Raw genomic sequence first — 12,343 nt, 5'->3', positions numbered from 1 at the left:
TATAAAAAAAGGCAACACGAATGTTGCCTGAGTTATAAGAAAAAAGATACTCCACCTTAGTGTACTGTGCTTGTGCTCAAATATTGATTAAATGCATCACGACAGCCTTCAAATTTAAGTACACACTGGTCTTCATAGGTGCCGTTATGATTATTACTGGCAAAGGAAATATCGACCAGATAGAGTTTTTATTTTGATCAAGAATACGTTTTAAACTGACTTTATCACCGACGCTCAGCACGTAGTTTCCACCACCAATGATCGCCATGCCCTGTTCGTCTTCGAGCAACAGATCTGCATGATGTAAATATCCCACAACGTTCATAATGCTGCTCCTTTCTAATTATTTTGGAGATATTTTCATTATTCGATATTTAGATAAGTATTGCTATATTTTAGATTTAGAATTTGTCACAAATTGTACAAAGGGCTTAGGCTATTTTTATAAGAAATCAGCAGTCAGATAAATAACTTCTTCACGCTTGCATTAAATAATTTGAATATGGCAAAGCTATAAAAAAACCGTTCCTTAGAACGGTTTATAATCTGGCAATTCGTCATGCGGTGTCGCAATACATTTTTCAGTATATTCGGCACGGATTTTTTCACGCGATTCTTTCACATCTTTGGTGATTTCATCCAATGGCATTTTATAGACGTCATCAATAATGGTCATGACGAAGGCTTTGGTGGTTTCATCTTCAACCTTGCTGGCATGTTCAACAGCTTTTTCTTTCTCAATGCCATTTTGACGGTCCAGCATGATACTGCGTGCAGCATTGCCCACACTACGACAATAACCTTGCCACTGCTCTTCAGGGGTAAGTGGTTTCTTTTCGGCACAGCCAGCCAAAGCCAGCATAAACGATAAAGCCAATAACTTTTTCATGAATTTCTCCTTCCGAGGGGCAATATAAAAGATCACAGCGCATTTGTCATTTAATTTGCCAAGTCCGGCTGCAACAAAAAAGCCCTCTACAGGGCTTTGTTGTCAAAATGATTTAACCACAGCTGGACTGAACAATTTTTCCAGTTTTTGGATCTACGGTGACCGTAACACGGTCTTCACGGAAATCCATAGTTACTGCTTGTCCCGGTTGTATCATACGCACAATTTTAGCTTTGGTTTTGGCTTTGATTTGCGCTTCACTCAGACCAGACTGACCGATCAGACTATGTGCTGCTTCAGACAGACAGATGTCCTGATTGCTACGATACAATGCCCACTCCTCTACCACTTTACCATCTGGTAGATGGCAATAGGCCACCTGACCATCCACTTCATTATGGATATCAAGCTTCCCACCTTGATCCACACAATAAGCACTGGCAGGATTCGGCATGCCAATACGCGGTGTTTCTTCCGGCTGCTGTGCTGCACATCCTGTTAATACGGCGATCAACATACCCAGATACATGATTCTTTTCATTGGCGATCTTCTTCTAAAGGACCATTCCGACTTAATTTAACATAGTCATACCCAAGAAAGTTTATCTAAATATATGTAAATCAATGCTGAAGCTACTATCAGCGATAAATCATGATGCTTTTATATTGCCCTGCTGCAATTAAGCCACAAGAATACTTAGTAATCTGGTTTGAGTGATATGCAGGTTTAAGCTAAAATTTGCTTGAATTTTAAACTTTTCTGCGGCTATGCAAGATCCCCAATTCTCGCTCAAGGAATATCTCTCTACCGTGCAGGAGGTGGTTAAACTCACTTTCGATACACCGGTATGGGTCAAGGCAGAGATACGCAACCTGAATATCAAGGCAGGTCATTACTATCTGGAACTGGCAGAAAAAGATCCAGACAATGATCAGGTGATTGCCAGTTGCCGTGCTACCATCTGGAAATTTGCTGCACAGAAAATTGTGACTCCATTTGAACGGGAAACCGGGATTGAGTTAAGTCGTGATTTAAATGTTCTGATTAAAGTCAAAGCCAGTTTTGATTCGCAATATGGCTTTTCCCTGAATATCGTTGAAATGGATTCCAGTTATACCCTCGGTGATATTGCCCGACGTTATCAGGAAATCCTACAGCGACTCACAGCAGAAGGTTTGATTGAACGCAACCGGCAATTACCGACACCATTCGACCTAAACCGGATTCTGGTGATTGCTCCTGAAAATGCTGCTGGTTTAGGGGATTTTAAAAAGGATGCAGATGCACTTGCGGACGCACAGGTATGCGAGTTTGTTTATCACTCGGCGACTTTTCAGGGAAATACTGCACCGCTAAGTATTCGCCAAAGCCTGGCACAAGGGCTGAAACAATGGGCAGAAGATTACACAAGGGCGCCTGATTTAATCGTGATTATCCGCGGTGGTGGTGCGGTCAATGATCTGGCCTACCTGAATGATTATGAACTGGCTGCCCTACTGTGTAAGCGTAGTGTGCCAATCTGGGTTGGTATTGGTCATGAAAAAGACAGAACCATTCTAGATGAAATTGCACATCGCTCCTTTGATACCCCGAGTAAAGTCATCGCTGGGATTCGCAATCACATTGTGGAGCGTGTGCAGGATGTTATTACCAATCTGCAAATTATTCAGCGTAGTTCCCGGCAGCAGATTCAGGCCTATCAAAATCAGAATGATCAATTGATGACATTGATTCAAAGTATTGCCAATACCAAAGTCTCGGATGCTTTCAAAGAAGTTACCCAATTGAGATCCAATATCAGCAATTTGGCCCGCCAGCAAACCCGAATTGCACAACAACAGATTGAAGCCTTGTTACGCGAAACGCTGATCCAGAATCCGAAAACAGTACTTTCCAAGGGCTATGCCATCGTCCGGCAACAAGGTCATGCTGTGCGTTCTGTTCATGAACTTGAAAGTGAGGTTCAGGTCGAAATGCAAGATGGAACTTTTGTAGCCAATATCACACAGGTAAATCTACATGAATAATGACAATACTTTGAGTTTTAAAGAAGGTTATGAAATTCTGAAACGAAATGCGGAATTATTGGATGCCCAGCACGAACCGGATATTGATAATCTGATGAAGATTGTTGAGGAATCCATGGCAGCCTATAAAGCCTGTAAAACACGTGTCGATGCAGTACAGCAAGCATTAGATGATACTTTTAAGGAATAAACTTTAGGTTCTATCTCCTGTTATGTTTATTTTCTAGCGCAAGTAATAAGGTTTAAAATAGAACTTAGGTTATTTTCAGAATATGAAAAGCCTTCATGAAGAAGGCTTTTTTAGATAAGAACATTCTATTTTTGTTCTCTCAAGGGATTTTCAGGCTCTGTATTGGGTTTTTTCTCAGGCTTAACATTCTTGTAAGAAGCCTGATTGCCTTTATCATCGTTGGATTCTTTATGTGGCGTAACATCTTTATCTGATTGCTCTGATAGATTGGTCATATGTGTTCCTTTACTCAATATGCTTAACCCATAGATATGACAGATTGGAACCCAACATCAAGGCTAGAAATGTTATACATCTTTATCATTTTAAAAAGACAAGAGTTGCTTCAACTCCACAATTAAAAAAAAGCCCTCACTTGAAGGGCTTTTTTTCTTTTAGAAACGCCAGTTATAGAACAAGTCGATGGCTCGTTCGAGAGACTGACTCGCTTCCAGATATAGACGCTGATTCATCTGATAACGCAAGGTCAGTTTATTCACTGGGGTAAAGACGCCTACACCATAGCGAATATACAGATCTGGCGTAATATAACCAGTGACTGATACCTGGGTGTCATCGCCTGTGCCCTGTGCATCCAATGCCAGACCGCTCAAACCGAAAGTACGACCAATCTGATTGGTCAATGCCCGTGTACCACCTAGACCCAAACTGATCCCCGCAGCGGCAATCGTGTTGTTAACATCAGACCTGAAACTTTCAGACTGGCTTAATGCTGAACTACCTTCATTGATCCGGCCAGTGATCAAGGCATTTAATGCTTCCTGTTCAGACAAGCCGGCATCGTTATACACCTGAATCGCAGGACTTGAGGCTGTACCGGTAACACGTACACCTACGACACTACCCTGAACAGATTTGTTGGCATCAACATCCAGGGTCGGATTAGACAATGGACCGTTAAAACGGGCAATGGCACGGTTCAGATCCAGACTTTGACCATACGCTTCGATTTTTACCCGCTGGGACACACCAATCGCACCATTGGCACGCATTGCTGTTTCCAGACCACGTTGAGACAGGTTAACCCGTCCAATCAATGGAATACGGCTATCAAAGCCCTGGAAGATCACCTGATTACCCAGTGACACCGCAACATCAGCACGAATATCCCATGGACGTGCGGATTTTAGAATTGCCAGCTGATCCTGACCTTCCTGTACGACACGGACATCTGAAGAAATATTAACGACCGGTTTAGACGCTTCCGGCATGGAAATCAAAGCACGTGGAACTTCTATTGAACCATTCAGGCTGAGTTTCTTGTTAAATGGATAAAAGTCCAAAGCCAAATCTGGCGTAACGACAGCTGTAATCAGTGGTGCCTGGCGTATCAGCAGATTTTCACCTTTGAGACGTAACTGAACACGCGGATCGTTTTTCCAGTCCACCGAACCAGTCAAGCGGCCTACACCGCGACCACTGTTAAATGCACCATTAATTGTCGCAGAATCCTGACGTACAGATGAATACAGTTGCACATTGGTCAGATTCACTGGCAGAGAAATCATACTGATCGCCCCATCTTTTACGCGAATCTCACCGTTTAATAATGGCTGGGTTAGTGTACCGCCGATCTTACCCGCATAAGATAAGGTGCCTTCCAGCGTACGCACATCCTGAATAAATGGCTTGAATACTTTTAGCTGTACTTCGTTAAAAGCGACTTCACCACGCATCGGTTTACTGTCACGATATGGATCAATAATGACATTGGCATATCCCGTTCCGATATCCGGTGTTTTCACATCCAGACGAATTTGCAAGCCATCTGCAACACTTTTCGCGACCAATCCGACTTCATCATATTTCAGGGTCTGCCCTAGATATTGCGGATCTTCAGCAGCTAGCCCCACCACACCATTTCGGGTGACAAGTCGCGCATCAATCTTCGGTTTCGCACCTTGCGCCCATGTTGCACGCGCGTAGCCATTGACCTTACCGGTAATTGCCAGCCCTTCAGGCATGAACGCACTAAAATCATTAAGATCCAGGTTCTGGGTCTGGAATGAGACACTACCACGTGTCTTGTTGACACGTATTGGCCGGTCAAAGCACAACTGACTTTGCTGGCTCATCCAGCAATGCGCACCGACAAACAGATCTGACTGTGCTGTGTTATAGATTACAGAAGCATTCTGACGCTGTACCAGACGCGTACGCAGAGAATCGAAATCACCATTTTGGATCTGCCCCAGCCAATTGTTTTGTGCATTAAAACCACCGGCCAACTGTACATAAAACTTGGTCAGTTTGTTTTCTGCCTGAACTTTTAAGATATGCGCTGCACGTGTCCCAGCTAGAGATATTTCACCGCGGGTAATCTGACGATTACCACTACGCAGGTTATCCATGGTTGCGGTGAGCAGGGTTGGTGTGCTTTGTGAAGTCGGCAACTGGCCTTGTACCCGGATTTTCTGCACGCTAAACAGATTATTAAAGGCAAAATCATCGACTGCAAGGTTGGTTGAAGCACGCAAACGTGGCTGCGCCTGCATATTGATATAACCATATGCACGACCACGCAGTCCTGGATATAACTCATAGAGCGCTGGCGCATTCACCTTGAGTTGAAGATTCTGTGCATTACCGGTTGCCTGAATCTGGTTACTGGCATAAGACAGGAACAGATTATTGGCTTCAAACTGCTGTGGTACAAATCCGCTCTGTTTGTTATCAATAATCATCGACAGATTACCTGTACCACGTACCGGCTTGTTATTCAGTATTCCGGCAAGATTCAGACGTTCAATCTGAATACGTTTCAACGCATCTGACCATACGCCACGGGTTTTCACATTTCCCGATAGCTCACCTTTGACACTGGACGCAAAATATTGTGGCTTAAAGCGAACCAGTGAAGCATTGATATCCCAGCCAAAACCATTCGCCAGATTCACCAGACCACTGGCATTGATCTTGCCCGCAATACCATCATGCCTGAATTCATTGATTTTCAATAATTCAGGTGTACCGGATACCTTGAATTTGAGTAGACCTTTACTTGCAGCGAACTGGCTGGCATTTAAATTGCCATCATAATTTACTGCATAGCCCTTGAAGCCACCGCCCCGTTTTTCATCATGGAATAACAATGCTGCCGTACTGCTACCGGTCAGTCGCACTGTCTCATTTTGACCAGCAAGGCGTCCTGTCAGATCGATCGCTTTTAAGTTGATAATCTGCTGATTTGGCTTGGCATAACCACTCGCTGTAACGCGACCATTGAGGCGATCGACTGGTGATGCCGCTGCCAGTGCTTGCGTATTCAGATCCTTGGCATTTAGCACAGCGCTCCATTTTAACTGGCGTTTTTTATCCGGCAGCTCTACTACGGCGTTACCGGTGAGGCCACCACTTTGCGCAGCATAATTGAAGCTCGGCACTTTGAGAATGTTATTCTTCAGATTCAGTTTCGCCTGATACATACCTGTTGGCAGCATACCTTGCTCATGGGCAGCCACCTGCGTTGCCACAAAGATGTCCTGCTGACCTTCGGTTAGCGCCAGATTTACATCTCCGGATTCGCTCTTTAACCAGCCGACATAAGGCACTGCACGGTCGATATTCTTCCATGCCACATTCATCAGCATCGGCTGGGCTTTTTTATTTTTCGCTTCGTTCTGATCCAGCTTGATGTTCCAAGTTTCATAACGATCGAAATCAACCAGCGCTGTCAGGTGTAAACCTTTTTCCAATGTCCCTTTAGAAGCGATATTTCCATCCAGACTTGGTGGCAGAAAGTCCTGCACGACCTGTGGAATCACTTTATCTTTAGGATTAAGACGATTCACACGGCCAGACACATCCCAGGTCACCTGATCATACCAGCCGACCATACCTGCCAGACTGACTGAACCTTTCATTAATTGTCCATTAAAGTCAGTAATATTCAGCTGATTGACCAGATCTGTATGCATCATGGCATTGTACTGGCCTTCCGGAATATCCTTGCCGCTCAGGTCTGTATTGAGATTAATATTCAGTTTTTTGATATCGCCATTAAATTCCGCTATACCATCTTTGGAGAATAGTTTCTGATCTTCTAATATTGGCCAGTGATACTGATCAAATTTAAGTTTACCAAACATCGGCACATGTGAATTCATCGGATGAATCACGGCCCAGCCAGTCAGCAAGTCTGGCGTATAGGTGGCAACACCGGCTTCAATAGTTTCTAAGGTGCCTCGGGCTGCTATACGAATATCACGAATATTCAGGCTATTGTTTAATGATGGAATGTTCAGTACGCCAGTCGCATTCAGTGGATATTTACCATGGAAGTCCATATCACCTGTGGCATCATAAACATACAGATAGCCCATATTCATGCGCGAATTTTCGAAGGTCAGCTTGGTTCCCGACCAGAGTCCCTCATTAATCACCACATCATAAAAATCAACTGAAGAGCTATGTGTTTTAATCAGCAGGTGATCCAGATCCAGATGATCGACCCGCAATACAAATGGCAAACGAATATCATTATAAGAAAACGGCTTATCACTTGGCGGATTCTTGCTAATGACCTGCAGATTGCGCATATCTGCATTATTTAAATGAATTTCCCGTTTGAGAATTGCCCGCCAGCCTAAAATGACATCGGCACGGTCAATTTTGACATCAACCGATTTGAGCGTCACCAGCACATTGCGCACAATAATCCCGCGCCACAGATTACCGCCTTCATATTCATAATGAATAATCTGCTGACGTTGCAGTACCTGATCCAGTAAAAACTTGCTGCCACGATCCGTCGAGAACATGATCGCCAGTGCCGCGAGTAAAAACAGAATAGAAAACAGCACCGACAGTAAGATGCTTCTTAAAATACGGCGCTTTTTAGGTAAAGGCGTATTTTCCGGCTCTGCTTCTTGTGGTTGCTGGTTCTCGACCATGTTCTTCCCAAATATCTAAAATTTTTAATCAGTTTGTTTTATAGCTGTGAGCCAATAAAGAAATGCACTCGGATTGGATGGTTATCATCCGAAATGCCTGAGGCCACATCAATACGAATCGGACCAATTGGCGATGCCCAACGCACGCCGAGACCTACCCCATATTCAGTCGGATTACTAAAGTCCTTGTCATAAGCATTTCCGGCATCTGCAAATACTGCCGCACGCCAGCCTTCCCTGAATTGATAATTATATTCCAAGGAACCAATGGCCAGGGCCTGTCCACCTACTTTAAAGCCATCGATTTCTGGTGACAGACTCTTATAGTCAAAACCACGAATACTTTGGTCACCGCCAGTGAAATATCTTAAGTTATACGGTACTTTGGTAAAATCTTCAGTAAAAATATAGCCTGCATCGGCACGACCGACAAACTGATGATCAGCATTTTCACCCAGTGAATAGATAAAGCGCCAGCCAGCATTGGCAATGGCCATATCTGCATCGGATAACAGTGCCTCACTTCCCAGTTCAATCTTATAGGTCTGTCTAAAGCCTTTGGTTGGGTTTACCCGACGGTCACTGGTGGTACGAGCGATTTCATAACCGAATAATAAAGACTCTTGGGTTTCTGCAGTACTGACCAGGAAAGCATCTGGAATATCATCGGCATTCACAGTACCGTCCTGAGTCAATTGATCCAGACGATAACGCACGCCATAAGTATGCTGCCAGCTTCCTCGTGGATTTTTAATATAACGATCGGCACCAATTACGGCAGATTCGATCAAGAGTCCATCGCCTTGTGCAACATCATCACGTTCTTCACGCTCATAACCACCGACAATACTGATGTAATCATTGAGCGGATGTTTATACGGAATATTATAGCGGCCATCAATAGACTGACGGATTCCTGAAAGCTCGAGGTTGGCATCAAAAGAATGTCCACGTTTGTTAACGATGGCACGGCGGTACTGACCCCGTAGACGTGTCCCAGTATCGGTTCCATAACCTAGACCGACTTCAGCGCTGTTTTTCTTGTCATCATTCAAAGTCACAATCACCGGAATCTCTTTCTCTTCACGTGCTTGGGCTTTTAAACGTTCCTGCTCATTGGCCTTGGTTTCCTGCGCAGTACGCATGGCGCGTACATCTGGGTTTTCTTCCTCACGGCTACCAGCAAACTGGCTTTCATCAACCACGTTCTGGGTAACTTCCCTGGAAGAAGCCTCGGCTTTTTTCTCCTGGGCCAAAACCCCTTCAGAGATTTTTTGCTGATCGACCAGCAATTGCAGATCAGGCGCCAGTTCAAGTTCCGCTTCGACTGGGTCCGGTTTCACCGCATCAACCAAGGTATAGTTAAAATATCGTGAGTTAGTCAGGTTATTGGCTAGTGTGTTTACCCGCCAGAAACGGTAATCGGCACCATCTTCCCAAGGCACCAGACTTTGCAAGATATCTGGATCTAGCGGGAATTCCTCATCCGGATCACTCATCCGGAAGGTCACCGGTCCAAGTTTGTAAGGATCGCCAGTTTCATAACGCAGATTTACTTCTGCCGTATTCTGTGGCTGTGCGACCTTGACATCATGCAGCCGCCAGTGCGCATCGAAGTAGCCGTTATTACTCGCTGCTTCGACAATTCGCTCCTTGGTTTTTTCATATTCACCATGATTAAACACATCACCCACTTCCTGATCTGGCAATACACTAATCACCTGGAACTGTGGTTGCTCAGCACCAGCACCGGTAAATTCCAGGTTGTGGCTTTGAATGATGACTGGCTCATTCGGAGTCACATGCACTCTAACACGTGATTCAGAAAGTTTTTCAAAACGGAATTCGGTATTATAGAAGCCAACTGCCTGAGCAGCCTGGTTAGACAGACTACGCAATTGTGGCAATGCGGATGGGAAATCGCTAAAGGATTCCTGAGTGAAACTCGATAGTTTATTTTCAATATTCTCTGCCAGGTTTTCATAGGCCTGTATACGTGCAGCCGAACTTAATCCATTGCTCGTTTGAGTACTGCTTTCACCATTATGTATAACCACGTCTGCATCAATCCGCGGCACACTCGCTGTCATGATCTGGCGTGGCGGACGAATTTTATAAAAAAGTCGTTTAAAAATATTCGGTTTCTTGTCATCTGCCGGCGTAAGTTGTTGTGGAGGAATTTCCGGCAAGGTACTGCCTGTTTCATTCGCCTGCACAATGATCTGGCTGTCAGATTGGATACTTTGCATCAGCTGATCAACATTGACTGGTGCCTGATTGATTTCTACCAGTTCCTGCTGGCTGATATCGGCAACTACGGTTTCTGTCTGCTGGGTCTGGCGATAGCTTTGTGCTTCCTGCTTGGCTTGCTCAGCCACGCGGTAAATTTCATCCGCCATTGCCTGATCGATCGGTTGAACCGGTAATTCTTCTAGGTCTTCAAACTCGATCGGCTTAAATACATCCAGCTGTGCGCCTTGCTGTTCCTGCTGTTGCAGCATTTCCAGGCTGTCTATTTCATTTTCTGGCTGCAAAGCCTGTTCAATTTTCTCGGCAGCTTCGTCTTCGGAATTAGCTACCCCCTGTTGCACCGCCTGCTTAGACAGTTCATCAATCATTTCTGCCTGCGAAACTGCCACGGGCGTTTCCGTTTCTGGAGTTTGTGCCATGCCATGTTGGGCCAACATCATCAAGAAAATACTCATGCACAAGCGACTGCCTGTAGGTGCAGATATGAGTGGACTCATGCTCTGACTCAGTACCGTTTCTTTAAATTTTATTTTTGCAGGCATAGCAAACTCTAAACAAATACATTCTTTAATTGATTATTTGACCGAAAAATATAAGCTAAGAAACTTGAATCTATAGGATTTTGCCATTTCCGTGGTCAAAGGTATCTTACATGATTTTTCAAGATGTTCACGCATCACTGACATTTCTTAATAAATCTTAATGTAGCACGTCCAATATGAACAATAACGAACATTTGTTAGGCTCTCGTCGCTTTTTACCCATGTTTTTGACGCAATTCTTCGGGGCGTTAAATGATAATGTATTTAAACAGGCATTATTACTGGTCATTACGTATGGATGGATTCAGCAAAGTGCGGGCATTAGCACCTTAAATAATCTTGCTGCATTACTCTTTATTTTGCCTTATTTTATTTTTTCTGCGACTGCCGGACAAATTGCCGATAAATATGAACGTTCCCAATTGATTCGTTATTTAAAGATCCTGGAAATCGTGGTGATGATTCTCGGTACTATCGGTTTCCTGATGGGTAATCTATGGATTCTACTGTTTGCGCTGTTCTTAATGGGGACGCAATCGACTTTCTTTGGTCCGATTAAATATGCAATTTTGCCAGAAGTGCTGAAGAAAGAGGAATTGATGTCAGGTAATGCACTCTTTCAGTCTGGAACTTCCCTGGCGATCCTATTCGGTATGATTCTGGGGGGGCGGTGATTGCAGCATCGGCTGGCAATTTACTCTGGATCAGCTTAACCGTAGTGGTTATTGCCATCCTCGGTTATTTATCAAGCCGCTTTATTTTAAAGCAAAGCATTCCTGCACCTGATATTCAAATTGACTGGAACTTTTTCCGTACCAGTTTTCAAACCCTGAAATATGCCAAAAGCCTGCCTTTGATCTTTCTGATTCTGCTTGGTAACTCCTGGTACTGGTTTTATGGCGCGACCTATTTAACCCAGATTCCACAACTGACCCTGCAGAACCTGCATGCTTCTGAAAATGTTGCAAGTTTACTGCTAACTTTCTTCTCGATCGGGATTGGCTTGGGATCTTATCTGTGCCGTAGATTAGGTGGGACTGAAGTTAATATTCGTATGGTGCCAATTGGTGCAGTTGGACTGACCGTCTTTGCTATTTATCTGGCTGTCAGCATGGCCTTTATACCTGAGCGTACTGGCGAATTGCTGGGTCTGGCAGATGTATTCCGTCAGGGCTGGAGCTATTACCATGTGATGTTTGCCGTGACCTTATTGGGTATCAGTGGTGGTTTTTATATTGTTCCACTGTACGCCATGATGCAGGCACATTCTCCCCGCTCACATCGTGCACGGGTGGTTGCAGCAAATAACATTCTGAATGCAGTTTTCATGGTATCTTCTGCTATATTTTCGATTATTATTTTAAGTGTCTTAAAGTTTGATCTTAAAATACTTTTCTGTATTACAGCGGTCTTAAGCGGCATATTTACCTTATGGTTATTACTGCGCCTTAAACCGATGATCAACTCTGCACAAGCATCATTGGAGGATTAA

Annotated in this window: 7 protein-coding genes and 2 pseudogenes; 3 read left to right on the top strand and 6 right to left on the bottom strand. The window is 44.1% G+C overall.

Annotated elements, in window-relative coordinates; translation table 11 throughout:
- Positions 1–56 precede the first annotated feature (56 nt).
- The 3 genes and pseudogenes from HADU_RS05125 to HADU_RS05115 all read right to left on the bottom strand — a co-directional run bounded on the left by HADU_RS05125 (position 57) and on the right by HADU_RS05115 (position 1,430).
- Positions 57–325, bottom strand: a pseudogene (locus HADU_RS05125) (hypothetical protein).
- Positions 326–529: 204 nt separating this feature from the next.
- Entirely contained in the window at positions 530–889 is a 360-nt protein-coding gene (locus HADU_RS05120) for a hypothetical protein (protein ID WP_008304142.1), read from the bottom strand.
- Positions 890–1,001: 112 nt separating this feature from the next.
- Positions 1,002–1,430 carry an I78 family peptidase inhibitor gene (locus tag HADU_RS05115; protein ID WP_004815758.1) on the bottom strand — a complete coding sequence of 143 codons (429 nt, stop codon included), beginning with the start codon at positions 1,428–1,430 and terminating at the stop codon, positions 1,002–1,004.
- 227 nt (positions 1,431–1,657) lie between these two features.
- Between HADU_RS05115 and xseA the strand changes: the two genes are divergently transcribed.
- Both xseA and xseB read left to right on the top strand, forming a co-directional pair.
- A complete protein-coding gene (gene xseA, locus HADU_RS05110; RefSeq protein WP_008304141.1) occupies positions 1,658–2,917 on the top strand; it encodes an exodeoxyribonuclease VII large subunit in 1,260 nt (419 codons plus the stop codon).
- Positions 2,910–3,107: an exodeoxyribonuclease VII small subunit gene (xseB, locus tag HADU_RS05105; RefSeq protein ID WP_004815754.1), complete on the top strand. Its 198-nt coding sequence runs from the start codon at positions 2,910–2,912 to the stop codon at positions 3,105–3,107. Before xseA ends, xseB begins: the two co-directional genes overlap by 8 nt.
- Positions 3,108–3,232: 125 nt before the next feature.
- Here the strand turns inward: xseB and HADU_RS15610 are convergent, their stop codons facing one another.
- The 3 genes from HADU_RS15610 to HADU_RS05095 all read right to left on the bottom strand — a co-directional run bounded on the left by HADU_RS15610 (position 3,233) and on the right by HADU_RS05095 (position 10,851).
- On the bottom strand, positions 3,233–3,382 hold the full coding sequence (locus tag HADU_RS15610; protein WP_004815753.1) for a hypothetical protein: 150 nt from the start codon (positions 3,380–3,382) through the stop codon (positions 3,233–3,235).
- Between the two features lie 159 nt (positions 3,383–3,541).
- On the bottom strand, positions 3,542–8,059 hold the full coding sequence (locus HADU_RS05100) for a translocation/assembly module TamB domain-containing protein (RefSeq protein ID WP_008304140.1): 4,518 nt from the start codon (positions 8,057–8,059) through the stop codon (positions 3,542–3,544).
- Between the two features lie 38 nt (positions 8,060–8,097).
- Positions 8,098–10,851, bottom strand: coding sequence for an autotransporter assembly complex protein TamA (locus tag HADU_RS05095; protein ID WP_034592315.1), 2,754 nt, complete (start codon positions 10,849–10,851; stop codon positions 8,098–8,100).
- 176 nt (positions 10,852–11,027) lie between these two features.
- Between HADU_RS05095 and HADU_RS05090 the strand changes: the two are divergent.
- Positions 11,028–12,343, top strand: a pseudogene (locus HADU_RS05090) (MFS transporter).

It is taken from the genome of Acinetobacter sp. HA, assembly GCF_000264725.1.
In the GTDB taxonomy this organism is placed as follows: domain Bacteria; phylum Pseudomonadota; class Gammaproteobacteria; order Pseudomonadales; family Moraxellaceae; genus Acinetobacter; species Acinetobacter schindleri.
Note: the sequence above shows the minus strand (reverse complement) of the source record. Positions and strands in the feature narration are given on the sequence as shown.